Annotated in this window: 27 protein-coding genes and 1 other RNA gene; 9 read left to right on the top strand and 19 right to left on the bottom strand. The window is 49.1% G+C overall.

The window, feature by feature from the left end; genetic code table 11:
* Positions 1-5: 5 nt before the first annotated feature.
* On the bottom strand, positions 6-617 hold the full coding sequence (locus EQV24_RS10835; RefSeq protein ID WP_013095879.1) for a membrane protein: 612 nt from the start codon (positions 615-617) through the stop codon (positions 6-8).
* Positions 618-702: 85 nt separating this feature from the next.
* Between EQV24_RS10835 and EQV24_RS10840 the strand changes: the two genes are divergently transcribed.
* The gene (locus EQV24_RS10840) at positions 703-2,124 is read left to right on the top strand and encodes a PLP-dependent aminotransferase family protein (protein WP_130626564.1); all 1,422 of its coding nucleotides are present in this window, start codon (positions 703-705) and stop codon (positions 2,122-2,124) included.
* A gap of 78 nt (positions 2,125-2,202) precedes the next feature.
* Here EQV24_RS10840 and EQV24_RS10845 read toward each other — a convergent pair whose 3' ends face one another.
* The 4 genes from EQV24_RS10845 to EQV24_RS10860 form a co-directional block, all read right to left on the bottom strand.
* Positions 2,203-2,418, bottom strand: coding sequence for a hypothetical protein (locus EQV24_RS10845; RefSeq protein ID WP_013095877.1), 216 nt, complete (start codon positions 2,416-2,418; stop codon positions 2,203-2,205).
* Positions 2,415-2,666, bottom strand: coding sequence for a hypothetical protein (locus EQV24_RS10850; RefSeq protein ID WP_020686138.1), 252 nt, complete (start codon positions 2,664-2,666; stop codon positions 2,415-2,417). The genes EQV24_RS10845 and EQV24_RS10850 overlap by 4 nt, the downstream gene beginning before the upstream one ends.
* Before the next feature lie 489 nt (positions 2,667-3,155).
* Complete coding sequence (locus EQV24_RS10855; protein ID WP_001572622.1) at positions 3,156-3,383, bottom strand: DUF2188 domain-containing protein; 228 nt, start codon at positions 3,381-3,383, stop codon at positions 3,156-3,158.
* A 217-nt stretch (positions 3,384-3,600) separates the two neighbouring features.
* Entirely contained in the window at positions 3,601-4,221 is a 621-nt protein-coding gene (locus tag EQV24_RS10860) for a recombinase family protein (RefSeq protein ID WP_175572505.1), read from the bottom strand.
* 387 nt (positions 4,222-4,608) lie between these two features.
* Here EQV24_RS10860 and EQV24_RS10865 point away from each other — a divergent pair, with 387 nt between their 5' ends.
* Genes EQV24_RS10865 through EQV24_RS10875 form a run of 3 tightly spaced genes read left to right on the top strand, consistent with a single transcriptional unit; the run spans position 4,609 to position 7,303 of the window.
* On the top strand, positions 4,609-4,941 hold the full coding sequence (locus tag EQV24_RS10865) for a hypothetical protein (RefSeq protein ID WP_130626566.1): 333 nt from the start codon (positions 4,609-4,611) through the stop codon (positions 4,939-4,941).
* On the top strand, positions 4,941-5,660 hold the full coding sequence (locus EQV24_RS10870) for a nucleoid-associated protein (RefSeq protein WP_243649039.1): 720 nt from the start codon (positions 4,941-4,943) through the stop codon (positions 5,658-5,660). The genes EQV24_RS10865 and EQV24_RS10870 overlap by 1 nt, the downstream gene beginning before the upstream one ends.
* On the top strand, positions 5,657-7,303 hold the full coding sequence (locus EQV24_RS10875) for a hypothetical protein (protein ID WP_130626568.1): 1,647 nt from the start codon (positions 5,657-5,659) through the stop codon (positions 7,301-7,303). Before EQV24_RS10870 ends, EQV24_RS10875 begins: the two co-directional genes overlap by 4 nt.
* A gap of 190 nt (positions 7,304-7,493) precedes the next feature.
* On the opposite strand, the gene EQV24_RS10880 is transcribed toward EQV24_RS10875, so the two are convergent.
* From EQV24_RS10880 to EQV24_RS10890, 3 genes are read right to left on the bottom strand one after another with little or no spacing between them, the layout of a single operon-like run.
* Positions 7,494-7,853 carry a hypothetical protein gene (locus EQV24_RS10880; protein ID WP_105604588.1) on the bottom strand — a complete coding sequence of 120 codons (360 nt, stop codon included), beginning with the start codon at positions 7,851-7,853 and terminating at the stop codon, positions 7,494-7,496.
* A gap of 35 nt (positions 7,854-7,888) precedes the next feature.
* Positions 7,889-8,446, bottom strand: a complete 558-nt coding sequence (locus EQV24_RS10885) for a hypothetical protein (protein ID WP_130626569.1) — start codon at positions 8,444-8,446, stop codon at positions 7,889-7,891.
* A gap of 14 nt (positions 8,447-8,460) precedes the next feature.
* Positions 8,461-8,727, bottom strand: a complete 267-nt coding sequence (locus EQV24_RS10890; RefSeq protein ID WP_130626570.1) for a helix-turn-helix domain-containing protein — start codon at positions 8,725-8,727, stop codon at positions 8,461-8,463.
* A 102-nt stretch (positions 8,728-8,829) separates the two neighbouring features.
* Between EQV24_RS10890 and EQV24_RS10895 the strand changes: the two genes are divergently transcribed.
* Positions 8,830-9,444: a S24 family peptidase gene (locus EQV24_RS10895; RefSeq protein WP_130626571.1), complete on the top strand. Its 615-nt coding sequence runs from the start codon at positions 8,830-8,832 to the stop codon at positions 9,442-9,444.
* Positions 9,445-9,987: 543 nt separating this feature from the next.
* On the opposite strand, the gene EQV24_RS10900 is transcribed toward EQV24_RS10895, so the two are convergent.
* The 3 genes from EQV24_RS10900 to ffs all read right to left on the bottom strand — a co-directional run bounded on the left by EQV24_RS10900 (position 9,988) and on the right by ffs (position 12,629).
* Positions 9,988-10,464 carry a hypothetical protein gene (locus EQV24_RS10900; RefSeq protein WP_001572616.1) on the bottom strand — a complete coding sequence of 159 codons (477 nt, stop codon included), beginning with the start codon at positions 10,462-10,464 and terminating at the stop codon, positions 9,988-9,990.
* Positions 10,465-11,352: 888 nt separating this feature from the next.
* Entirely contained in the window at positions 11,353-12,423 is a 1,071-nt protein-coding gene (locus EQV24_RS10905; protein WP_130626572.1) for a site-specific integrase, read from the bottom strand.
* Positions 12,424-12,532: 109 nt separating this feature from the next.
* An RNA gene (gene ffs / locus EQV24_RS10910) (signal recognition particle sRNA small type) lies at positions 12,533-12,629 on the bottom strand.
* Between the two features lie 169 nt (positions 12,630-12,798).
* On the opposite strand from ffs, the gene EQV24_RS10915 reads away from it, so the two are divergent.
* Positions 12,799-13,110, top strand: a complete 312-nt coding sequence (locus EQV24_RS10915; RefSeq protein WP_045292934.1) for an MGMT family protein — start codon at positions 12,799-12,801, stop codon at positions 13,108-13,110.
* A 29-nt stretch (positions 13,111-13,139) separates the two neighbouring features.
* Here the strand turns inward: EQV24_RS10915 and EQV24_RS10920 are convergent, their stop codons facing one another.
* Positions 13,140-13,667, bottom strand: coding sequence for a YbaY family lipoprotein (locus tag EQV24_RS10920; RefSeq protein WP_013095874.1), 528 nt, complete (start codon positions 13,665-13,667; stop codon positions 13,140-13,142).
* Between the two features lie 203 nt (positions 13,668-13,870).
* On the opposite strand from EQV24_RS10920, the gene tesB reads away from it, so the two are divergent.
* A complete protein-coding gene (tesB, locus tag EQV24_RS10925) occupies positions 13,871-14,731 on the top strand; it encodes an acyl-CoA thioesterase II (RefSeq protein ID WP_013095873.1) in 861 nt (286 codons plus the stop codon).
* Positions 14,732-15,001: 270 nt separating this feature from the next.
* Here tesB and EQV24_RS10930 read toward each other — a convergent pair whose 3' ends face one another.
* The 6 genes from EQV24_RS10930 to EQV24_RS10955 form a co-directional block, all read right to left on the bottom strand.
* Entirely contained in the window at positions 15,002-16,003 is a 1,002-nt protein-coding gene (locus EQV24_RS10930) for an IS4 family transposase (RefSeq protein WP_243649028.1), read from the bottom strand.
* 152 nt (positions 16,004-16,155) lie between these two features.
* The gene (gene amtB / locus EQV24_RS10935; protein WP_130626573.1) at positions 16,156-17,442 is read right to left on the bottom strand and encodes an ammonium transporter AmtB; all 1,287 of its coding nucleotides are present in this window, start codon (positions 17,440-17,442) and stop codon (positions 16,156-16,158) included.
* Positions 17,443-17,477: 35 nt separating this feature from the next.
* Positions 17,478-17,816: a P-II family nitrogen regulator gene (glnK, locus tag EQV24_RS10940; RefSeq protein ID WP_008503304.1), complete on the bottom strand. Its 339-nt coding sequence runs from the start codon at positions 17,814-17,816 to the stop codon at positions 17,478-17,480.
* A 222-nt stretch (positions 17,817-18,038) separates the two neighbouring features.
* Positions 18,039-19,820 carry a SmdB family multidrug efflux ABC transporter permease/ATP-binding protein gene (locus EQV24_RS10945; RefSeq protein ID WP_013095870.1) on the bottom strand — a complete coding sequence of 594 codons (1,782 nt, stop codon included), beginning with the start codon at positions 19,818-19,820 and terminating at the stop codon, positions 18,039-18,041.
* On the bottom strand, positions 19,813-21,585 hold the full coding sequence (locus EQV24_RS10950) for a SmdA family multidrug ABC transporter permease/ATP-binding protein (RefSeq protein ID WP_023621395.1): 1,773 nt from the start codon (positions 21,583-21,585) through the stop codon (positions 19,813-19,815). Before EQV24_RS10950 ends, EQV24_RS10945 begins: the two co-directional genes overlap by 8 nt.
* Before the next feature lie 30 nt (positions 21,586-21,615).
* Positions 21,616-22,074, bottom strand: a complete 459-nt coding sequence (locus EQV24_RS10955; protein ID WP_020686133.1) for an Lrp/AsnC family transcriptional regulator — start codon at positions 22,072-22,074, stop codon at positions 21,616-21,618.
* Between the two features lie 115 nt (positions 22,075-22,189).
* Here EQV24_RS10955 and EQV24_RS10960 point away from each other — a divergent pair, with 115 nt between their 5' ends.
* Positions 22,190-23,236, top strand: coding sequence for a PLP-dependent cysteine synthase family protein (locus tag EQV24_RS10960; RefSeq protein ID WP_130626574.1), 1,047 nt, complete (start codon positions 22,190-22,192; stop codon positions 23,234-23,236).
* Between the two features lie 41 nt (positions 23,237-23,277).
* Here the strand turns inward: EQV24_RS10960 and cof are convergent, their stop codons facing one another.
* Positions 23,278-24,096 (bottom strand): HMP-PP phosphatase, encoded by an 819-nt coding sequence (gene cof, locus EQV24_RS10965; protein ID WP_130626628.1) that lies wholly within the window; start codon positions 24,094-24,096, stop codon positions 23,278-23,280.
* Positions 24,097-24,197: 101 nt separating this feature from the next.
* Between cof and EQV24_RS10970 the strand changes: the two genes are divergently transcribed.
* A complete protein-coding gene (locus tag EQV24_RS10970) occupies positions 24,198-25,898 on the top strand; it encodes an SgrR family transcriptional regulator (RefSeq protein WP_130626575.1) in 1,701 nt (566 codons plus the stop codon).
* The last annotated feature ends 5 nt before the right edge of the window (positions 25,899-25,903 follow it).

The following is a 25,903-nucleotide window of genomic DNA, read 5'->3' on the forward strand; positions in this document are numbered from 1 at the left end:
CAAAATTAAACAACCCGCTCTGGCTGAGGAACGTTATCCGTACGCGGCTTCTGACGGAACCACGGCAAACAGAGCTGGATAAGCGGGCCGATGGTCAGGGCATACAGTACCGTCCCGACGCCAAACGTTCCGCCAAGGACGCAGCCAATCAGCAGAACACTCACTTCAATTGAGGTCCGAACGCTGCGGATTGACCACCCCAGCCGGGCGTGAATGCCGGTCATCAGTCCATCGCGTGGGCCCGCCCCGAACCCGGCACCGATATACATACCGGTTGCTATCGCGTTCAGCACAATGCCCCCAACCAGCAGAGCAATCCGAATGGGGAGAAGATCCAGCTCGGGGATAAGGGCCATCGAGGCATCCGCCGCCAGGCCAATACAGACAACGTTACTGAGCGTTCCCAGCCCAGGCATCTGACGCAGCGGGATCCACAGCAGCAGCACCGCGGCACCGGTCAAAATAATCACCGTACCGATGGTCATCCCCAGCTGTAATCCCACCCCAAGGTGAAACACATCCCACGGGTCAACCCCCAGATCCGAACGAATAAACATCGCGGTTGAAAGCCCGTACAGGCCTAAACCAACGTACAGTTGCAGCAGACGACGTACCATTTTAGCTTCTCCAGTGAACCAGGCTTTCATCTTGTTCGAAAATGGCACTATGATTAATGTCCAGTTTTCAAATAGTGGACTGCATATGTCATCACGCCGTTTCGGAAGTCAGTCGCTGGTTCGCCTTTTGGGCCACTGGCAACAAACCCCGTCCCGAACCCCACTCTGGCGACAGCTGGCCGACGCGTTGCGCCTGCTGATCCTCGACGGCAGGCTGGCGTTGAGCACGCGCCTGCCCGGTGAACGTGAACTGGCCACGGCGTTAGATGTAAGCCGGACGACCATCAGCAGCGCGCTGGCCCATCTGCGAGAAGAAGGGTATCTGGAGAGCCGCCACGGCAGCGGTTCACGCGTGATCCTGCCCGATACCCGTGCCGTACCGACGCTTTCAGCGGCAAGCGCAGCGCTGGATCTCTCGACTGCCGCCCTGAATGCCGGGCCAGAGATCCACCAGGCTTACACCTGGGCGCTCACCGCGATCACCCAGCATCTTACGCTGACCGGTTACGATCAGCTCGGCCTGGCGGCTCTGCGCGACGCCATTGCCGCTCGCTATACCGCACGCGGGCTGCCGACCCGCGCAGACGAAGTGATGGTGGTCAATGGTGCCGTCAGCGGTTTTGCGCTGGTACTGCGGATGATGGCCGGCCCGGGCGATCGCGTCGTGGTCGATCATCCCACCTATCCGCTGGCGATTGCAGCCATCCAGGGGGCATCGTGTCGGCCGGTGGGCGTGTCGCTGCCGGAAAGCGGCTGGGATACGGATGGCTTTGCCGCCACGCTGGCGCAGACAGCACCGCGCCTGGCGTACCTGATGCCGGATTTTCACAATCCAACAGGGCGATGCATGGATATCGCCACCCGTCAGGAAATAACCGACATTGCCGCTCGCACCCGTACCACGCTGGTGGTCGATGAAACGATGGTCGATCTCTGGTTTGAAGCACCGCCCCCGCCGCCGCTGGCGTCGTTTAATTCGCAGGCTACGGTGATCACCCTGGGTTCGGCGGGAAAAAGTTTCTGGGGTGGGCTGCGCCTCGGCTGGATCCGCGCCTCGTCGCGCACCATTGCCACACTTGCCCAGACGCGGGATACGCTGGATTTAGGCTCGCCGCTGCTGGAACAGCTGGCCACGCTGTGGCTCATCAACAATAGCGAGACATTTCTGCCTGCGCGCCGGAAAATACTGAAGGAGCGACGCGACCGCTGCGGTGAACTGCTGCGCGAACATTTTCCCCAGTGGCGGTTTCAGGAGGCGGAAGGCGGGCTATCCTACTGGATCGAGCTGCCGGGCATGCTGGCGACACAGCTCGCCGCACGTGCAGAAATGCTGGGGATTAATCTGGGAACCGGCACACGCTTTGGTTTATCGGGTGCGTTTGACCGCTACTTACGCATGCCCTTCTCGCTTGAGTCGGCAGAGCTTGAGCAGGCGTTGCTACGAATCAAACCGGTTTGGCTCGCATTAAATAAAACCGCGCCGTCGGTAAAACGCAGTCTTGTTTAATATAAAAGTTTGAAGTGGATCATAAAATAAAAACTGCTGACTGTCATACGGCAGTCAGCAGTTTTCACCAGTCAGGAATCAGTGCTGAGGAGGAATAGGAAAACCCTTCAGTGAAATAACAAAACTTTCACCGTCTTTCTTTATTTTTGCGCCGGTATCACACCAGTCAGACGCAATACGAAAGAACTCATCACTTCCTACATTCCAGCCAAGACGGACATGCTTCACGTAGCCTGAACGCAACAGATCGCAGGCTTCTTTGTAGTCACTGGCGGTCGATAGTTGTTGTTTCATTTTCTCTTCTTCAGAAGTTTACGTAGAGCTTTGATTTCTTTAGGAGTAAAAGGCGTTACACTCTCTTCTTCCGTATGCTGATTATCAATATCCTCTTCCGATACTCCCACCTCGTCTGCGGCTTCAAATGCCAGCAGCAGCAACTTCTCTGTGGTCACGCTTAAGTTCTCGTTATTCACTTCCGCATAGTGGCGAAGTCTTTCTTTTAGCGCTTCGTCAATCTTAACGTTTAATACCGCAGTAGCCATGATTGTCACTTCCCTTCGGAATAAGTGCTTTATTTAATACACGATGTTAACAATGTAATCCAGATATATATTTTTAACTTATGACAGAAAAAAGACGCCCAGAAATAAAATGACAGTCTATTATTACAGGTTTATGACAGTAATATTTCAGCGCGATGAAATATATATTACATAACGAATTAAACCCTGTTAATTCTGTGGAATAGCCATGCCGGAAGGAAGTAAAAAACGGGGAGATGTTGCCAGAAACATAAATGGGTGGGGGCCCTGCCATCAGCCATTAGTACTAAATTGTGTTGGTTAATCAATTGGTTATATTGGTAGTACTACAACAGTACTGTACCACTTTCGATAGTACCGTCCAGCACAAAATCTTGCAAGGTAACGTGCCTTAAGGGTTGGGGACATGACATGTAATTTTCGAAATTTATAGTGTCGAAAGTGCTTATCCGATGTACATAAAAAAGGGGCGAAAAGCCCCTTATTCAGTTACTTCTTGTCCTTTGGTGGACAAGGATCGTTACCATGCGAATCTTTTTTTGCGATCCTGCCATCCTTGTTATGGATCACAAGCTCACTTCTTTGATTTGTAGCAATCCCTCTTGCAGCGTCCACCGCAGATTGCTTTGTTGAGTGAACGGAGGTCGCTTTACTGTTTCCTGCACCCTTAACGGCCCAACCTCCATCATGAGGAACAACATGCTGATCTTTACCCATAATCGAACCCTCTATTTCCATGGAAACATCAGCATATAGCGACAAAAACAACTACTCAACACTACATATTGTGTTTAAATTGATTTTCATCACAAAAAGTGGATAGATATCGAAAGGATTCGTTCACTACGAAACTGTAAATACCCTTTCTTAACCCTATACCGCTATATTCGTTAACAATCTGGCAGTGCTGGCCTACTCTGCCCTTTATTACCCACTATTCTTCTGTAAGAGATGAGTTTTTAGCCACCTTTGCGATAGTAGCCCTTGAACAACCGATCAAAGCCTGAATTTTGCTCCAGCTTTTACCGTCAGACAGTAGTTCTTGTACTTTATGATGCAAGATCTGATCGACTGGACGACCACGATACTTTTTCTCTCTCTTGGCCCTTTCAATACCTTGCTTTTGTCGTCTGCGGCGATCTTCATAGTCCTTGCGGCTGATTGCCGCCAGCATATCGAGCATCATAGAATTCATTGCTTCAAACATACGAGCGGTGAACTCATCCTGAACATGCAAAAGCTGATGGCTCGTAGGCAAGTCTAACGATACGACCCTGATCCCTTTAGATTCGATGAGTCCTCGTAAGGTTTTCCAGTCCTCTGCTGTAAGTCGGCTTATACGATCTATTTGCTCACAGAGCAGAATGTCGCCACGTTCCGCGATATCTAAGAGTAAAAACAATTGAGGCCGCTGTAGGCTTGCACCTGATTCATTTTCCTTAAAGTACTTTGATATTTTCAGATCATGTGAATGAGCAAATGCCTCCAACTCTTTCAAAGCCCTATCTGCATCTTGCTCTTTCGTCGATGCTCTTAGATATGCCCATACACGCATGATACTCACCCTCAGTCTGTTTTATATGGTTCATTATATATAGTCTGTTTTAGGTTGTAAAATTCATTTAATGAACCACTTTGAATGAAGATCTGTGCAGGTCTGCTTGAGGTATACGTATGATGCACTAGGAATACTGCACATCAATAACAAAAAGTTACTATTTCCAATGAAATAATATCCATTTACGCATAGACAAAATCGAGCTAACTGTCTGGCTTATAGAGAATTTTTCATGTTTAATTAGATGTATCGAAGTCGGCAGTGTTTATGTTAGTGACAACCTCTTCTAATTTTTTGTAAAGGTGCTGGTAGATAGATTCATTCGGAATATACTGTATGAATAACCAGTGCTGTGATTTGATTTCTTATAAGGACTTATCAGCAATGAGTGAACTTAAAGTTATATCACACGCAATGTTTAACATATCCGTAGAACAGGCAGAAGCAAGCAAGGTAGACCTTGAACACGGTGAGGGCGATTTTCAGAAGTATTGCGGCCAATTGTTAGATGAGTTACTGGAAAATACTCGCAGCAAATCCTTTAAATTCAGGGCAATAGAAGAATTTGTCCCTGCTCATCTTAACGTGCTTGTTAATGATCAAAACGAGTGGGACAAGAGAACACTTGGAATTGCTGAAAAACTTTTGTCCGTGGAAATAGATGCTCAAGATAAAATTAAGGCTATGAAGAAAAAATTAAAAAAGGAGCCTTATTAATTTTATTACTTTCTCGTGACAATAATTTCAATTTCGTAATACTTAAAATTGAACATAGCGATTTTTTTGATGAGATAGAGTCAAAAATCAAAAAAGGACTTCCTCTTAATCGTCAAAGGCTCCAAAAATCATGTTTAGTTAGTTTCAGCAACACATATGATGTTGAAGAGATTCTTATATCGGATAGTGGAGCTATAATTAGTGAATATTGGTGGAAAAACTTCCTCAGTACTGTAGAACTTCAAAGCTCTGAACTTAATACAAAAAATGCGTTTGGTTCAATTGAAAACTTTCTTAAAAGGGAAGTTGAAAAGCACTCTTCCGTGGATTATTGGTATATGCGTAATGACATTATTGCTTACTTTAGAAATAATGAGCAATTTGCATACGATGAATTAGTAGAGAAAGTACGTTCTCATAAGCCAGAAAGCCCAGCTATTGATGAACGTTTCGACCAAATAATCGAGAAATTCAAAGCATTGCCAGATCATAAAAATTCGAAATTTGATAGGCAATTTCAATTAGAACCAAATGTAATTCGTGCTAGAATAAAGAAAACAATAGCTTTGTCGGACAACATTGAATTAAGAATCAACGGGGAAGTTGCTGATTTCCGTAAAAAAATTGTTCCCGAATCAGATGCGTTAGGTAAATATCTGAAAATCTACTCAGATACTGGTTACGAAGAATTTAGTGCAGGAAAAGAAGATAACGTATGAATATAGTATCTAAAATAGCCGATTTATTCATGCCATCGCAAGAAGTTTCTTCTTGCGATAACTTTCATTTATTTAAGGCTGAATATCGTATTTTAGAAACTACTATCCATCAGGATTATTCTCAACGGGTGGAAGAATTAACAAATGAAGTCATAGCTAACAATCTAGATATTGAAATTGACTTTAAGTTTGAGACTTGTGATTCATTCACCCTTCTTATTTCCCCAGAATATTGTAGTGATCTTCAACAAGTTAAAGATAAAATTGACGATGCTATTCAATTTTCAGAAACTGATGATACCATTATTATTTGCATTTCTATTGATAAAAAAATCGCCTTAGATAAAGACAATAAAATACATATTTTTAACTTTGATGATTTCATCAAAAATGTCTTTGGGGCGAATGTGTCCAGTATTCTGACATATCTTAACTGCTTTGATCTACATAAGGAGTTGCTTTTTAATGTCTGGGACGACATTAACTCCTTTGGTAGTGAAACAATCAAATTTGTTAGCCAAAAAGATTTGGTTGGTTCTAATACTCTCAGCATAGCCCGGGATTCCATCATCTCAAAAAGAAATAAAAGCTGCCATTTTATAAATGATTCACAATATAAATTCATTCCCGATGATTTTTTCCTGCCCCCTTCAGGGTCTTGTCATTCTGATATAAAAAACACATTTGATTCTCTGTTAACAACTTTTCTCATTGTTTATCTCGCTGATACATCTGAGATTTCAGTTGAGAATGATAGTAATGATTTATATATTGATTATAAATTCAAAGGTTATAGACTAATCAGTGAAGTTATTGCAATAAAAGATATGAGCAATAACAGCACAAGTGAGCTTTTCGATATTTACAAGTGGGTCTATAATAGCGGCAACTTCATAGATAAAATTGGTCTTGCTCGAAATATAATATCCATTCATATGGTGGATAAGAGTATGACATCGATAAATCATGGCACATTAAAGTCCATAGAATCAGGCTATGACATTTACCTTAAGGATAATGTAAAACAATACATTGAAATAAAAAATAAAATTTCTGAGTTTCTCGTTGGGCAATCAGACAAGGCATCTGACATTACTAAAAACATGTTTTCTACCTTCAAAACTAGTTTTTGGAGTATTATTACATTCTTTATTTCGGTATTTCTCATTAAGATAATCACATCTAATAGTTATAGAGGAACTGTAACCTTAGAAACTCTAGTTGTAACTCTGGTGTTTATTTTATTCTCTGTTGTCTATTGGTATTTTACAAATAAAGAAGTATTGGAAGAAAAAGATAGATTACTCAGCCGTTATGACACAATCAAAAATAGATATAAAGATCTTCTTAATGAAGACGATTTGAATAACATAATTAATACGGAAAAATTAAAAGCAGATGACACTGCATATATAGAGTCCAGACGGAAAAGATTTTCAATTATTTGGAATAGTTTTAATGCTGTTATTGCAATAGTGGTATTGGGGTTGTTTTGTTTAGATAATAATATGTCACCGAGTAATAAATTAGAAGAAGAGGTAAAAGCACAGCCACAGCCACAGCCACAGCCACAGCCACAGCCACAGCCACAGCCACAAAATACAAAGCAGAAATTGCAAAATCAAGATCTAAATAAAAATTAAGTGATATTTTAATTCGTGTAGAAAAAAATAGCCTTTATTTTTATTTGCGTAAACGATTCCTTTACTTTTAGCACTAAAAGCAAGAAAACTATAATTCTATAATATAGTTTGTTTAAGGCCAGTAATCTTATCGACGTTTCAATTGTACTCGACGAAGGTCGCATACGCGACCTTATACCATTACAGGCAGTTATTGAGAACGATCAAGTACCATGTACGTTGGTTGGCACATGCTTCCACGCTCCTGTAGCCAATAGTAATCCAGGTCGGCTACACGAACATTCAGCCCCGAATCTACGCGGTTGATCTGTAGCCGTAGCCCCATAGTATCTTTGTACGACAAACCTGATTTAACATTATACTTATATCTGACTCCCTCTTCTTCTTCAAATGACTTAAGATAAGGAGTAATTTGCTTCTGAATTTCTTTTAGACAAACTACTTCATTACCAACAACAAAGGGATTTTCGATTTTCCCATCAGGAATAGTAGCCGCAACCGTAGTTAATGGAATAATGGTCAGCAGTACTGCACATATTAGTTTCTTCACCTGCTATTATCCTTAGTAATTTTTAATAACGCCATTTATTTGGAGCAAATTTGTGTCAGTGTCATTTGCACATCAAAATTTACGGTTATTACTTTTATCGTACTATCATTAAGCTTAGATACGAAATAGTTAGCTGATGAGTTTCCGTACTTCCTTGAACCATCAGCAGCAATCTTGTTGAATGTACCTATATAGATACTATCTTTATCATTTGGAATTGGCATTCGCATGATCAACTTATCATCAGAAACGGTATATTCTATTAAAATACCTTTATCTGAATAGTATCCAGAATCATTTTTTGTTCCTTGTCGAGTTTGGGTTATCGCATCAAACTTATCGCATTTATAAACATTGGACTTTGTCTTTTCAGGACTGCCAGCCGCTGAAGTCTTTGCATCAGTACTTTTATCTTCAGACAAAACACCTGCACCAATACCTAGCGACACACAAAACACAATAAAACTCATTAATAAGGAAAGTGTTAAAGTACGGAACTTTCCCCAATCTTTATTTCTGGAACGGTTTGAAACTTTCCTATACGTAATTACAGCAAGAACTATACAGATAATAAAAACAATCAAACCAGACATAAATCCCCCAAAATTTAGTTTGCGTTAAGTTTTTTATAGCGTTCAGGCCAAATATCTTGTACTTCTTCACCTATGTAATCGGCAATAATTCTTTCACCTTTAGGCCAATGCCTCTCTAGTGCGTTGTAAAGCGTTCTTTCATGTAAGCCGTTGTCTCTAGATAGCTGTGCTAATGTCCCTCCTCGCTTCTTGATAGCTGCCAAAATATCCGCTCTATGCCAGTTCTTAGGACTGGCATTTTGCTCCTTTATCTGAGATTCTAACTTATTGTGAATACTCATAATGACCACTCATTACTAACATTGGGAACATGATTGATCATTAAAAGGAATTCGTCAAATAAAAGTAAGGAACAAAGTTCCTTTTAATACGATGGGTTTTGCATGGCTGGCAAAAAAGAAAGCGTTGAACAGTTCAGCGAAAGGTTAAAATCGATAGTACCTTCTGGGTCAGGTCGAGATTTCGCCAAAAAAGCAGGCATAGGGTACAGTACTGTACACAACTACCTACAAGCTGTATCAAGCCCTACGCTTGAGAATCTTGTACTTCTTGCTAAAGCTGGTGACGTCTCGGTTGAATGGCTAGCTACTGGCAAGGAATCAACAAAGTCAGTAAGAACAGAGCAAACCGAACAACTATTGGAAATACCTTTTATTGATAGAGAAGAGTTCCTTTTACTGAATTCAAGTATTTTCCCCAATTTGTTGGATAAAAGAGCAAACCTCGCAGCCCTTCGCGTTAAGACTGATGTAATGGAGCCAACATTCACGATTGGCAGCGTCTTGCTTATAGATCAGTACCAAAAGCAGTTACGAGACGGGAAAGTTGTAGCACTGCACAAAGAAGGTGACTACTTGTACAAGCGAGTTCAGGTAGTACCTGATGGATACAATTTAAGCAGTGATAACACCAAGTACAGCACGATGACCGTCAATCAGGATTCACTATCTTCCTTTGACGTCCTAGGGGAAATACTGGTAGTACTGAATCACCTGTAGTTTTACGCTCTCGGTATATTTCTGAGGCATTTTCTGACAGGTTCGATACCTGTGTACTGTTTTAAGCCACTTCGATTTCAAGAATTTTCTGTGGGCTTTGTCGGCGGGTTGTCTTACAGTAAGGGCTTGAACAGCCCGATAACTCCGACAAGGAGCCATGCGACGCGTAGTTACTCACGGAGACTTTAGGCCGGAAGCCGACCCAAATCATTTTGATCAAGTCGGTTTGTCAGTACTGTTACCTGTTTGAGCGAGAGCGAGTAAGGGCTTTGGCGTTCTTTCGAGTACTGGCGAGAAAAACGCAAAGTTACGATCTAATATTTGTTTTTATAGAGACTAACGAGCGAAAGCGAAGTTAGGCTCTATAGAGACTGAATATCAGTAGGACCTTTATACTTCAAAGTTATAGGTATAGGTTAATATTAATATAAGGTCGCAAGATGTCATGAAACGCAATATATAGCAGTAAAACAATGATTAACATGCTATATTCAGCCACACACTCAGCCATCTTGCGAAGTAAACACTCATGTTGCAACGCGTTTATTTCGCAGATTCATCTATCATTTTCTGTAATGCGGTAATCATTTCCTGTGCAGAAAGGCCGCTATCGTACATCTTATCGATTTCATACTTCTGTACGGGTGTTATGTAATACATGCCATCTTGTGCGGTTTTGAATAACTTTACCCCATTGTTGTGTGCCTCTACCATCGCAACGGACAATTGCTTAGTGATAGTGAGAAACTTACGTATCGTGTAATCAGAAGGTGGTGAATCATCCCTATGTAATCCATAGTAGTACTGTAGCCAGTACCTAATACTATCCCTGTTAACATTCAAACAATTGAAGAGAACATAATACACTTTATCTTTCGGATACCCTTTCTTACCAGCACATTTCGTAATAATTTCGATTACTATTCTTTTCCCTTCAATTGTTAGGTCGTTATATTCTTTAAAGTTACCAGCTAATGATTTAAATTCACTATTATCGAAATTTTGTTTTTTTCCTGCCATAATTCTCCCTATGATTTGAATCAATTACTATTGACCTGTAGTGTTCCAATAATCAGACTATTGCTATGATGTTGCTTAATTTCTAGTGCAGTACTAATTTAATCAGCGTCAATATATCAATTGTCAACATCATTGATAGTCCCACCTATCATTTAATTTCAGGATATATTATAGCTTATCTTTATTTTTCGTTTCATTTATTTTTAATGATAATATAATGCATTGTACTTACTATTAAATTATTAAAAAACTCATCTCATGGCAAATATTTTAAGGCCGCTGTTCTTATTCGATTAGTTACATGTTAACGGGCAAAAATGGCTCAATCAAGGAGTAGTTGCAACTTTTCTCGACAATTCAGTTGATTAATAGTCCATAGATTATTTTCCGCTTTTAGCACTATCGCTGTACTTTCTAAGTGATACATCCTTCAATTAAGTCGCAGGTATCTTTGTACTTCTTTACTGATACATTCATTAATTATTTCAAATGTACTCTTGTACTTTCCAAGTGGTACAAACATTTATGCCACAGTACGATCCAATGGAATACTGGACTATTAAAGACAAAAAATTATCTGTAAATCATTGAAAACACGTTACCTTGCAAGATTTTGTGCTGGACGGTACTATCGAAAGTGGTACAGTACTGTTGTAGTACTACCAATATAACCAATTGATTAACCAACACAATTTAGTACTAATGGCTGATGGCAGGGCCTCCACCCATTTCTGGGTAAGTACTTGATAGCTGTACGCTAAAGTACTGAAACCTCTCTCCCTAAGCCTTAGTGGTACAAAAATTGTGTATCACCAGTAGGCTGCACTATGTCCCTTATGCTCTCCCGTCACTAAGCAGGCTCTCAGCGAAGAGGCCGCTTAGTACGAATCAAATATGTTCTAATAGATCATATAGTTGAGATACCGCGACTGACTTACCATATCTTCTGTATGTGATTGAATTATCTGCATGTCCTAAGAATGCAGCAGCATAATGCTCCACTACACCAGCATTTTTTAACTTAGTGGCAATGTAATGTCGCAGTGAATGAAACTCTGGAACCCCTAATTTTTTGCGATAACCGCTAAACCAGCGGGTGAAGTAGTGGCTGTATGACCCTTTATAGAAAGTTAACTGCGGGAAAAGCCTGCCCTTCTGTTTCTGTACATAGACCAAAAATCCGGCATCTATCAATTTGTTATGAATTGGTATTGTACGTTTACTGTTCTCTGTTTTAACCACCTGTCCATCATGACGATCATCAATCCTGATGCACCACTTCCCCCCATCTTCTAATATATCACCATGATATAGTTGGCAAATTTCGTTAGCTCTCATCCCTGTAAATCGTCCAAGCAAAATAATCCATTTCTTCCACTCAGGTAAAGTACTGACCCCATTCTCCAGGCATCTGATCTGAGCAGAGGTATATGCCTCTCGCTTTTGGGAAACTGGCTCTCGATCCTTTTGGAGCAATCCCTCAAAAGGATTCTGAAAATCATAGTCAGTACGGTGTTTCAGCCATCGGAAAAACCCACTGATTTTCTTGACATATTTGTTCTTTGTAGGAATCGCGACATCCAGCCCGCTAATGAATTCAGCAGCTCTGCTACGCTTAAACACCTCATCAGTGAAGCTAAAGTACTTATCAATACAGCGTTTGATAGAAGCGGCTTCCCTCTCGCAAACTTCAAGGTTTTTAAACTCAACATACTGTACAGCCTGTAATTTTAGCTCTTGGAATGACAATTCTGATTGAGGGGTTTGGCTCATACCGATTGTAGGACTGACAGTTTCAGCAATCAGCCAAGGGCGATCTGCAAAGCGTAAAGATCGCTTTGTCGCTTCAGTCTTTGAACGAGTGCCTAGCGAACGACGAAACTCACGGCGTTTACCACAGGGTAAAACGTTAACTTTACGGTAATACCAGATCCCATGACGGGAGAGCATAAGGGACATAGTGCAGCCTACTGGTGATACACAATTTTTGTACCACTAAGGCTTAGGGAGAGAGGTTTCAGTACTTTAGCGTACAGCTATCAAGTACTTACCCAGAAATGGGTGGAGGCCCTGCCAGCTACATCCCGGCACACACGTCGTCTGCCCTGGCTGCTTCCTTCCGGACCTGACCTGGTGAACAGAGTAGCGTTGCGGGAGAACCAACAGAGCCCCCATTGTGAGCGTTGTTACCCAACGCGCTGGCGCATTATCCCTGTGCTAACGGTCAATTGCAAGCTGCCAGCAACCGGATGGTGGTTTCTTGCGCAAACAGGCACAGCAATCGGCGCAATCTTCGTTTAACATGGCACTTCACTCATCCCCACAGGTGTACTGATGGACGAACACGACTCCTTTCCACAGCGAGTGTGGCAAATTGTGGCCTCCATTCCGGAGGGCTACGTGACAACCTATGGTGACGTCGCACGTCTTGCCGGCTCCCCCCGCGCGGCGCGTCAGGTGGGTGGCGTGCTAAAACGGCTTCCTGAAGGCAGTACATTGCCCTGGCATCGGGTTGTGAATCGTCATGGTGCCATCTCGCTCACCGGGCCGAATTTGCAGCGCCAGAGGCAGGCATTACTTTCAGAAGGGATACAGGTGTCCGGGTCAGGGCAGATTGATTTGCAGAAGTATCGCTGGGTGTATTGACCCCCTCCCCCGAAGGAGAGGGGAACACATTACAGCTGAGTCGGTGGGGTAGGTACAGACGGTTGGTTCGTCTGTGGTGCAATCGGCACTTCGGTTTGCTGCACCGGCACCAGGTTCAGGTCGATTTTCGTCCCACCGTTGTTGATGGCTTCCTGAACCGTATCGGTAATAAACACCAGCTTACCGTTGATGGTTACCGCAGCGCTCAGAAGGATACGGGCGTTCGGCTGTACGTCTGCCGGGTTATACGGCAGCACGAAGCTAAACGGTGCCTGCTTACCTTCGGTACGAACAGCACGCTGGGCCACCACTTTCGACGGCGCGTCGGCCAGAGAAGCATCAGACAGCGTGACCGTTAATACCGCATCCGGTGGTAAAGCGACTCGCTGTTTGATCCAGATAGTACCGGAAACATTAGGTTGCTGAATGGATTGCTGTGAGAGTGTATTAATCCCATTTGGATCTGCTGCTGGCACCGGCACCTGGGCGCTCTTACCTGCACAGGCGGACAACGCCACCGCAATAGCTACACCACTTAGCATGGGCACGAGTTTCATTGAAGTCTCCTTATCATCAATGCACCAGCGGGATCGATCCCATCCGATGTCGTTTCAAACACATATCGTATTCAAGTGTGGCACAGATCACTGATTAATGCCTAAATTCTCCCTGATATTCAGATAATTCTACCCGTCGGACCACTTTCATTTCTGCGTTATACTCTGCCTATCTTTCGCCACGGCGTTTATTGAGGACAACTATGAGTCAGGCACTGAACAATCTGCTGACATTACTGAATCTGGAAAAAATTGAGGAAGGACTCTTTCGCGGACAGAGCGAAGATTTGGGCTTGCGTCAGGTCTTCGGCGGGCAGGTCGTCGGACAGGCACTGTACGCTGCCAAGGAGACCGTCCCGGCAGACCGTCTGGTGCACTCCTTTCACAGCTATTTTCTGCGTCCTGGCGATAGCGCAAAACCCATTGTGTACGACGTGGAAGTGCTGCGTGACGGCAACAGCTTTAGCGCGCGCCGCGTGGCAGCCATTCAGAATGGCAAGCCCATCTTTTACATGACCGCCTCTTTCCAGGCACCGGAACCGGGTTATGAGCACCAGAAAACGATGCCAGCGGCACCGTCGCCGGACGATCTCAAATCGGAGACCGATATCGCCCGCGCGCTGGCCCACTTGCTGCCACCGCAGGTCAAAGAGAAGTTCCTTTGTGATAAACCTCTGGAGATCCGCCCGGTCGAATTCCATAACCCGATGAAAGGCCATACGGCCGAGCCGAAACGCCAGGTCTGGATCCGCGCCAACGGCACCGTACCAGAGGATTTCCGCGTGCATCAGTATCTGCTGGGCTATGCGTCAGATTTTAACTTCCTGCCGGTTGCACTGCAGCCGCACGGCGTGGGGTTCCTTGAAAAAGGGATGCAGGTTGCGACGATCGATCACTCGATGTGGTTCCATCGTCCATTTAACATGAATGACTGGCTACTCTACAGCGTGGAAAGCACGTCGGCGTCCAGCGCTCGCGGGTTTGTACGTGGAGAGTTTTATACGCAGGACGGCGTGCTGGTCGCCTCGACGGTGCAGGAAGGGGTGATGCGTAATCGCGGGTGATGATGCCCTCACCCACAGGGCTGAGGGATACCCATAAATAATGCCTGCACAGACGGCCCCCTCTCACTTTGGGCTGAGGGATCCCCAGTAATATGGTCATGCCACCATGACCATATTACTGTACTCTTTTCCCAGCTTTCTCATCTCGTTAACTATATTCAGCCGTCTTACTTTCCCGGGTTCATGCCGGATGACTTCTTCTGCCAGACTCAGGTATGACAGAACCCGTCTGTGCCTGATGCTGCTTGCCTGATAGTGCCAGTGTAAACACTACCTTTCTGCCCTGTAACCTGCCAGCCACATCACCAGGCTTGCCATTGCCGCGACCATATTCAGCACTTCCAGTCGCCCTTTTCCCTGACTCCGGCTCAGCCTCAGACCGAACCCGAAGCGTGGACTTTTGTCGTCCCGGAAGTTTTGTTCTATCTGCATTCTGCGGCTGTACAGGGCCATTATCTGGTGCGGCTCCAGTTCCTCTGCATTACTGAACAGCAGCCAGGGCTCCCGCGCGCTACTGCGGTGTTCCCGCTGTGTTTTCGGCATCCCCCCTTTTCCCTGACGCCCTGCGTCAGGGCGCTTATGCAGATAGAACCGGCCGTAACAGGGCGTTCGTGGTTTACGGGACAGGACACTGTAACCCACGCAGACCGGTTGTCCGGTAGCCTCAAGCTCACTGATTTTCATCCACTTTTTATCTCCGTCCAGCCGGAAGCTGATGCAGCCCCTGACCCTGCCGGTGAAGCTCCAGCCCAGCTGGATGACATGCCGGAACCAGTCTGTCCGGAAGCCTGCATCCGTAATGATGGTGACGGCTTTATCTTTCGGGATGGCATCATGCAGGCGGTCAAGGAAGCGGCACTGTACATCGCTGTTCTGCGCCAGCTCTGCGGGGACAACCTCACTCATAAGCGGCAGTGAGCGACCATTACAGACCAGGCTTGCCCGCAGCAGATGCCAGTTCCTGTCATGCCAGCCGGTCCAGTCGACAGCAATTACACAGAAGGGCATCAGGGAAGTGATGGAATGTGTGAGCAGGTGCTGAATACGGGGAATGTCCCGGTGAAGGGCGGTATTACCCAGGGCACGGTCAACACGTTTAATTTTATTTTTGACGTGCGCTCTGCCGGGAAGAGTGCGACCAAGGCTGGTCAGGGTCAGATCCGCACCGTGCGTGAGGGCAACGGCCATGGAAACAAGGACATTAATCCGGAAGCTGTGAACGTCCGGTAAAGACGCGGAGAAAAATTTCTGGCAGACTGTCTGTAAAGGCACGATGAGGTCTCTTCGAGGTCTCTTCTGATTTGTTAGCGCAACCAGTAGATCACACTTCATCGTGCTTTTCATTTTTCTGGGGAACCCTCAGCCCACGGGGAGAGGGAATAAATACTAAAAACGGCAATCGGAGATTGCCGTTTTGCTGTTTATTATGCGTTGTACGCATTCTCGCCGTGGCTGTTGACGTCAAGACCTTCGCGCTCCTGCTCTTCCGGTACGCGCAGACCCACAGTCATGTCCGCCAGTTTGTAACCAATGAAGGCCACCACAGCAGACCACACAACGGTAATGGCGATACTTTCCAGCTGCACCAGCACCTGGTGAACCATGTCAACGCCGTCAGCGTAACCCACTCCGCCCAGCGATTTCGCGGCGAAGATACCGGTCATGATACAACCGACGATACCGCACACGCCGTGCACGCCAAAGACATCGCAAGGGTCATCCACACGCAGAAGACGTTTCAGCGCCGTCACACCCCACAGACCCGCCAGACCTGACACCAGGCCGACAAGCAGCGCACCACCGACACCGACGTAACCACATGCCGGCGTGATACCCACCAGACCGGCAATGGCACCCGAGCACGCGCCCAGCAGAGAAGGTTTACCGCGAACCGCCCACTCACCAAACACCCATGAGAGGATTGCACCCGCCGTGGCCACCACGGTATTCACGAAGGCCAGCGCAGCGATTTCGTTAGCAGCGCTCGCAGAGCCGGCGTTGAAGCCGAACCAGCCAAAATAGAGGATTGCTGTACCGGTAAAGACCATCGGCAGATTGTGTGGTTTGAACGCTTCTTTGCCAAAGCCCACGCGTTTGCCAATCAGGTATGCCCCCACCAGACCCGCCACCGCAGCGTTGATGTGAACAACGGTACCGCCTGCGAAATCCAGTGCGCCGTGCGACGCCAGCAGACCGCCACCCCAGACCATGTGTGCAATCGGCACATAGGAGAGCGTCAGCCAGACCACTACAAAGATCAGAACGGCAGAGAAGCGAATACGCTCAGCCAGCGCACCCACAATCAGCCCCACGGTGATACAGGCGAACGATCCCTGGAACGCAACGTGGATGTACTGATAGAAACTGCCCATCACCGCGGTCAGTTCAATATTTTTCAACATGGCCCAGTTGAAGTTGCCGAAGAAGGCGTTACCTTCACCGAAGGCCAGAGAGTAGCCGTAGACCACCCACAGCACGCAAACCAGCGCGAACGTCACGGCAACCTGCGTCAGCATGGAGAGAACGTTTTTGCCACGGATCAGGCCGCCGTAAAACAGCGCGATACCCGGAATAGACATGAACAGCACCAGCGCGGTGCTGATCATCATAAAGGCGTTATCGGCTTTGTCTGCCACCGCAGGAGCAGCCATTGCCAGGCCCGGCAGCAGTGCCAGCGAACCCAGACCCGTTTTGATTGTTGCTATCTTCATTTTCTCGATCCCTATCACTGTGTGCCAGGAGTTACTTACAGTGCCGCTTCGTCAGATTCGCCGGTACGGATGCGAATGACACGCTGCAGTTCGGCAACGAAAATTTTGCCGTCGCCAATTTTGCCGGTATAGGCCGCTTTGCTGATCACATCGATGACTTCATCAAGCTGGTCATCAGCAATCGCGACATCAATTTTTACTTTTGGCAGGAAGTTAACACTGTATTCCGCCCCGCGATAAAGCTCGGCATGACCCTTCTGACGACCGAAGCCTTTCACTTCGGTGACAGTCAGTCCCTGAATACCCATTGAAGACAACGCTTCACGCACGTCTTCGAGTTTGAATGGTTTGATTACCACCGTAACCAGCTTCATAGATCCCCTCCAGTCAGAATTCGGTAATGGCCGCAGCTAACACGCAGGAGACATTGCAAGGGGTGTGCCAGAAATGAAAACGGAAGGGAAAAGCGGTGCAATGCGCGTTAAAAGACCATTCATTGTCAACAGGTGAAAAAAAACGCACCATGGCAGTGCATGGCGCGTTTCGGTTTTGCACCAACAGCGGTGACTGTTAGCACGTTGCCTGTTTTTGGTGCATCAGGCGCTAAGCGACTCTTCCTCCCGGACGCTGGCCGCCAGCTCTTCACCCGCCAGTTGCAGCTGATACATCTGCCAGTAGCGGCCTTTCGCCTCCAGGAGCGCCCGGTGCGTACCGCGTTCAACGGCCTGTCCGCGATGCAGCACCAGAATGGTATCTGCGTCGACAATCGTTGAAAGACGGTGCGCGATAACCACCAGCGTCGTGTGATCGCGCACGGCGGCCAGTGCCTGCTGGATAGCCTGTTCAGTACCGGAGTCGATGCTGGCCGTCGCTTCATCCAGAATCAGCACCTGTGGCGTTTCAATCAGCACACGCGCCAGCGCCAGAAGCTGTTTTTGCCCGACAGAAAGATTATTCCCCTGCTCGCCCAGCCGGGTGTTGATTCCGTCGCTGAATCCGCGTGCCAGCTCCGCGAGCTGCACTTTTTCCAGCACTGCCCAGACCTGCTCCTCGGTATAATCACGCCCCAGGGTCACGTTGGCGTAAAAGGTATCGGCCAGCACAACCGGATCTTGCTGCACCATCGCTACACCTTTACGCAATACGCTGTGGCTGAGCGACGCCAGCGGACGTCCATCCAGACGAATTTCGCCTTTCGTTAACGGGTAGTAGCCCATCAACAGGCTTGCAAGCGTACTCTTGCCGCTGCCGGTATGCCCCACCAGCGCCACAAAGCCGCGCGACGGCACATCAAGATTGATGTCCTGCAACACCAGCCTGTCTTCACGGTAGGCAAACGAGACATGGTCAAAGGTAATGGCCCCGCTTTGCAGCGGTGCTGTATCCTCACCATAGGTCTGACGCGGTCTGTCCATCAGTTCAAAGACGCGCTCGCCAGCAACCACCGCCTGCTGCAACATGGATTGTTGGGTTGTGAGTTCAATCAGCGGCTCGTTCAGGCGTCCCAGATAGCTGATAAAAGCATACAGAACCCCCACTTCAATCGTTCCGCCCGGACTCAGGCCAAAGAGCATCAGCAGGCCGCAAAGCACCAGTGCCGAGAAGAGGCTCAGCAGCGGACGCAGCAGGAAACCATCAAGGCGCAGCGTCTGCATACGCGCCATATAGTGCGAACGGCTGGCTTCGCCCATGCGCTCGCCAAAGCGAGCCTGCTGGCGGAACTGCTGGATGACGCTCATGCCGTTGATCACTTCGTTGAAGCCATCGTTAATATCGGCCAGATAGGTCCGCACCCGACGTACAATAGGTGTGCTGTAGCGTTGATAGATCACCATCACAATCAGCACCGCCGGGAAAATCGCGATCGCCACCAGCGCCATGCGCCAGTCAAGGCTGAACATCGCCACCAGCATGGCGCCAATCAACGCGGCACTGCGCAGCACGGTCGCCACAACCGTCACGTACAGATCGCGAATCACCTCGGTATCGTTGGTCACCCGCGAAATCACCTGCCCGACCGGCTGGATATCAAACTCGCTCAGCGGCTGGCGCAGCGCAGCATCCATAACGTCGGTACGCAGCTTCTGAACCACACCCACCGCCGCCCGGTTAAAGAGTAGCGACTGCGCATAGTGCAGGCCAGCCGCTGCCAGCTGTAGCCCCACATAGGCCACGCCTAACCCCGCCACCAACCCCAGCGGCAAATAGCTTTTCGCAACCATATTGTCGATGAAATAACTGATGAGCAGCGGACCACTCACTTCTGCAATCGCCGCAATCCACAGCAGCACGACGGCAAGAGCAAGGGGTTTTCGCCATGGCGAACCGTAGGCCAGCAGGCGTTTTAGCGTCGGCCACTGCGTTTTTGATTTACGCATTAGCGTCCTCCTCTTCCTGTTCCGGGGCATCGTCGAGTGCCGCTTCAAGCTGCTGATAGCGATACATGTCGCGATACCACCCCGGTTGCTCCGCAAGCTGGTCATGCTGCCCGCGCTGGGCAATGTGCCCGTGCTGCAACACCAGAATTTCACTGGCTTCCGTCAGCGCTGACAAACGGTGGGCACTGATGATCACCGTCCGTCCGTCGCTCCACTGGCGAAGGTTATGCAGGATCTGGTGCTCGGTTCGACCATCCACAGCAGAAAGCGCATCATCCAGGATCAGGATTTCAGCATTAAGCAGCAGCGCACGGGCAATGGAAATTCGCTGTTTTTGCCCGCCAGAGAGCATAACGCCACGTTCACCCACCTCCGTTTCATACCCCTGCGGCAGACGCAAAATATCGTCATGTACGCTGGCTAAGCGCGCCACATGCTCTATCTCTTCCTGCGTGGCCGATGGACAGCCAAGGGCTATGTTGTTCGCCACAGTGTCAGAAAAGAGAAACGGCGTCTGGCTGACCACGGCCAGTCGGCGACGCCAGTCGTCTAGTTGCAGTGTCGTGAGAGGAAGATTGTGGAAACGAATGTCCCCCTGCGTGACATCAAAGTGACGCTGGAGCAGCGAAAGAACGGTACTTTTACCGGATCCCGTCGGGCCACAGATCCCGAGCATTTGCCCCGGTTGCAGCGTAAAGCTGACGTTTTCCAGCACCGGATGTTCCGTCTGCGGATAAACAAACGTACGGATGTCGACGTTCATCACCCCACGCCCTTCCGGTACCGGTTCGGTACCGTCGTTGACCACTGGCGCTTCAGACAGCATGGCGCGAATGCGGCTATAGGCGGCACTGCCGCGCTCCACGATGTTAAACATCCAGGCCAGCGCCAGCATCGGCCAAATCATCAGCCCCAGGTACATGGCAAAACTGGTTAACTGCCCCAGGGTCAAGGTGCCCTGCACCACCATCCAGCTCCCGCCACCGACGGCCAACAGGTTGGCCATGCCAATAGCGATATAGATGGTCGGATCAAAGCGCGCATCAATACGCGCAACGCGCATGTTTTTTGCGCCGGTGTCTGCGGCATCGGCCGCAAACAGGGCAGATTGCCGATCCTCCAGACCAAAGGCTTTGATCATGCGGATACTGGTCATACTCTCCTGCGTGCGATCGTTTAGCGACGAAAACGCCGCCTGCGCCAGCTTGAAACGCTCGTGCAGTTGTTCGCCATAACGGTTGATCGCCAGCGCCATCAGCGGCATCGGCAGCAATGCCAGCAGGGTAAGTTGCCAGCTAATCTGAGTGGACATCACAATCAGAACCGCGCAGCCCATCACCAGCGAATCCACCAGCGTTAACACCCCTTCCCCGGCGGCGAACACCACGCGATCGACGTCGTTGGTGGCGCGGGCGATGAGATCCCCGGTACGATGGCGCAGGTAAAACTCGGGGTGCTGGCGGCTCAGCTGACGGTAAAAATCCTCGCGCAGCTCAACGGCCAGCTGATAGGACGCGCCAAATAGCAGCACGCGCCAGACGTAACGCAGCAAATAGACGATGACGGCCGTCAGCACCAGCGTGCCAACCCACATCAACACCCGTGCGGTGGTGTAATGCTGTTCCGTAACGCCATCCACGACGTAGCCCACCACCTTCGGCGGGATCAGCTGCAAAATGGCAATGATGATAAGCAGGAGAACTGCGCCGAGGTAGCGCTGCCACTCCCGACGAAAGTACCAGCTTAGTTGGGCAAATAATCGCACGCGGTTTGTTCCTGAAGGTATTTTATGGAGTTATTCAATAGGTAACGCTGTGGTGTATTTAATCTGTTCCATGGCGAAGCTTGAGGTGACGTCCGACAAGCCCGGTACGCTATTCACCAGCCGCTTGTAGAAATCATCATAACGCTTCATGTCTGCCACCTGGACACGCATCAGATAATCGTACTCCCCGGCCATACGCCAGAAGCCGAGGACCTCCGGCATGTCAGAGACCTGGTTTACGAAGCGGCAATACCATTCGCTGCTGTGATGCTGCGTTTTTATCAGGACAAAGGCCGTCAGGCCCAGCCCCAGTTTTTCGGGATCTAATAACGCGACACGCCCCAGCAGAATGCCGTCATCTTCCAGCTTCTTGAGGCGCTTCCAGCACGGTGTGGTGGTCAGATTAACGGCATCTGCCAGCGCCTGCAAAGAGAGGGTGCAGTCACTTTGCAGCAATGAAAGCAGCTTGCGGTCAATTTTATCTAGCATACCCACCTCACAGAGAAAATTTTTCTCCCTTCATTCTATTTTAAAGGCCAGATAGCAACAATTTTTTCTGTGCTTTTCGCTATGCTGGGCACAAAATGACAAACGGATAATTACGATGAATAGCAACTGGGTTAAACATGCCATCAGCGAAATCAATGCCGACTACCAGCGCTCGGCCGACACCCATTTAATCCGCCTCGCCCTGCCGGGGTTTGCGGGGATTCAGCTGTATCTGAAAGATGAAAGTACCCATCCTACGGGCAGCCTGAAGCATCGTCTGGCGCGTTCGCTGTTCCTGTATGGCTTGTGTAACGGCTGGATTAAAGAAGGCACGACAATTATTGAATCGTCATCCGGTTCGACCGCCGTCTCCGAAGCCTATTTCGCCCGTTTACTGGGCCTGCCGTTTATCGCTGTCATGCCCTCATGCACCGCGAAACGCAAAATCGAACAGATCGAATTTTATGGCGGACGCTGCCACTTTGTAGAAAGCGCCTGCGAAATTTACGCCGCCTCGGAAATGCTGGCCCGTGAGCTGAACGGCCACTATATGGATCAGTTCACCTTCGCCGAGCGTGCAACCGACTGGCGTGGCAATAACAATATAGCGGACAGTATTTTCCGTCAGATGACTCATGAGCCCCATCCGGTTCCGTCATATATCGTCATGAGCGCCGGTACGGGCGGAACCTCGGCCACCATTGGCCGCTATATCCGCTGTCAGGGCTACGATACGCAACTGATGGTGGTTGATCCGCAAAACTCGGTATTCCTCGACTACTGGCAAAGCCGCAATGCCGACCTGCGCAGTCCGGTGGGCAGTAAAATTGAAGGGATTGGCCGCCCGCGCGTTGAGCCGTCGTTCATTCCTGATGTGGTGGATGAAATGCTCCGCGTACCGGATGCCGCCAGCGTCGCGACGGCCCACTGGCTGGAGACGCAGCTGGGCCGCAAGGTGGGTGCCTCTACCGGTACCAATATGTGGGGTGCGCTGCAGCTGGCAGCACGCATGCGTGAAGAGGGCCGCAGGGGCTCTATCGTCACGCTGTTGTGCGACAGCGGGGAGCGCTACCTGGAAACCTACTACAACGCGGAGTGGGTGCAGGCAAACATCGGCGATATTGCGCCGTGGCAAGCGCAAATCGCACAGCAGGTGAAATAAAAAAAAGCCAGACCGAAGTCTGGCTTGCTGGAAGGGTCTCACTATTCGGGGGAATATGGGAGGGTGTTGTTGTCCAGCCAATGTGTTAAAAAATGGGACACCGCTTCATTACGGCAGTGTCCGATAACCGGCAGATGAGGAAGCGCAGAGATCAGCTGCGGCATAGCATTCCCCATAATCAAACCGCGCCCGACGCTGCCCAGCATCTCGCGGTCGTTCATGGCGTCACCAAACGCCATACACTCCTGCAGCGTCAAGCCCAGGTGGTCGCTCAGGACCGCCAGGGCAGAACCTTTGTTACACTCCACCGGCAACACTTCCAGACAATCCACCGCCGAAAAGGTCAGATGGGCCCGGTCGCCTAACGCCTCATTCAACTGAATACGTAAGCGGCAGAGATCGTCGTGATCGCCACAAAAACAGATCTTGGTCACCGCGTGGGCAGGGATGCGGCGCAGATCCATTAGCTGATAGCGAAAACCGCTGTAGACATGCGCATGGAGAAGTTGAGGGATTTCACGACCGGTAAACCAGCCGTTATCGTTAAAGACATGAACGCTGGCCTGGGTATCCCAGGTACTGTGCAGCACGATATCCGCCACTTCCGGGTTGAGATCCTGACGGTGCAGCACCTCCCCTTCGACCGAATGAATTCGTGTTCCGTTGCCGGTAATCAGAAATGCATCCAGGGAAAATGCGCCCAGCAGATGGCGCATCTCCAGCACATGACGGCCAGTGGCAAACGTCAGGGTTACATCACGCTCACGCAGACGCTTAAGGGTGTTCAGGGTTTTCTCCCCTAAACGGTGATCCGGCATTAACAACGTGCCGTCCATATCAAATGCAGCGAGCCGAGCCATCATAACTCCCGAAATGTGATGCGATTAACTTGTGCATCAGTATTGCGTGAGATATACGGAAGTAATAGTGAATAGATGAGAATTATTGTTCCGGGTTTATCATGCGCCAGCTCAACCGCCTCAAACAGTATCAACGCCTGTGGCAACCCTCCGAAGGGGCACCGCAGCAGGTCACCATTGCGGAGCTCGCCAGCCGCTGTTTTTGCAGCGAGCGGCATGTTCGCACCCTGCTGCGTCAGGCGCAGGAGGCTGGCTGGCTGAACTGGCATGCGCAGTCTGGTCGCGGCAAGCGCGGCGAGCTCAGGTTTTATGTCAGCCCGGAATCACTGCGCAATACGATGATGGAAGAAGCGCTGAAGCATGGGCAGCAGCATAACGCCCTGGAGCTGGCCCAGCTTGCGCCGGAAGAGTTGCGGGAGTTGCTGCATCCCTTTTTGGGCGGACAGTGGCAAAACGATACGCCGACGCTGCGCATTCCCTATTACCGCTCACTGGATGCGCTACAGCCTGGCTTTTTACCCGGCCGGGCGGAGCAGCACCTGGCAGGCCAGGTTTTCTCCGGGCTGACGCGCTTTAACGGCAACAACAGCGAACCAACGGGCGATCTTGCCCATCACTGGGAAGTCACGGATGGCGGCCTGCGCTGGCATTTTTATATACGCTCGACCCTGCACTGGCATAACGGCGACAAAATTGAGACAGCGCAGTTGCAGCGGAGCCTGAAGGCCCTGCTTATGCTGCCAGCCCTGCGCAAACTGTTCCAGAGCGTATTAGACATCGAGGTCACTCACCCGCAGTGCCTGACGTTTACCCTGCATCAACCGGACTACTGGTTGCCCCATCGTCTGGCGACCTACTGTAGCCGTCTGGCCCACCCTGACCAGCCCATGACGGGCAGCGGCCCTTTCAGGCTGAGCGTGTTTGATTCCGAGCTGGTGCGTCTGGAAAGCCACGAGCAGTACCATCTTAGCCACCCGCTGATCAAGGCGATTGAATACTGGATCACGCCGACGCTATTTGATTACGGACTGGGGACCAGCTGTCGTCATCCGGTCCAGATTGCCATTGGCGAGCCTGATGAACTGGAGAGCCTGCGGCTGGTAAGTAACAGCACCAGCCTGGGCTTCTGTTATCTCATCCTGAAACAGAGCGACCGGATGAGTGAACTGCAGGCTAGACGGCTAATTAATATCATCCATCTCTCAACGCTGCTGCATACGCTCCCGCTGAACGAAGGGTTGATTACACCAACAGAAGAGCTGCTTCCAGGCCTGCCTATTCCCCGGTGGCCGGATTTAACGCACGTTTCTTTACCGGCAGCGTTAACCCTCGTCTACCATTTGCCCGTTGAGTTACACACCATGGCAAACCAGCTAAAACAGTACCTTGCGCAGCAGGGCTGCGAACTGACCGTTATCTTTCACGATGCGAAGACGTGGGACGGATGTCCGCAGCTTGCCGATGCGGACATGATGATGGGGGACAGGCTGATTGGCGAAGCGCCGGAGTATACACTTGAACAGTGGCTTCGGTGCGATACCCTCTGGCCGCATCTGCTAAGCGCGCCACAAGTTGCGCATTTGCAAGCCACGCTGGATGCCGTACAGACTCAGGCCGATGAACAGGCAAGACACGCTGGCCTGAGGGCCATCTTTACCCGGCTGATGGATAATGCGGTGCTGACGCCGCTGTTTAACTACCAGTATCAAATCAGCGCGCCACCGGGGGTAAACGGAATACGACTGAATACCCGTGGCTGGTTTGATTTCACTGAAGCCTGGCTTCCAGCCCCCCGGTCGTGAAGAAG

The sequence above is a fragment of the Enterobacter sp. A8 genome, from assembly GCF_004296595.1.
In the GTDB taxonomy this organism is placed as follows: domain Bacteria; phylum Pseudomonadota; class Gammaproteobacteria; order Enterobacterales; family Enterobacteriaceae; genus Enterobacter; species Enterobacter cloacae.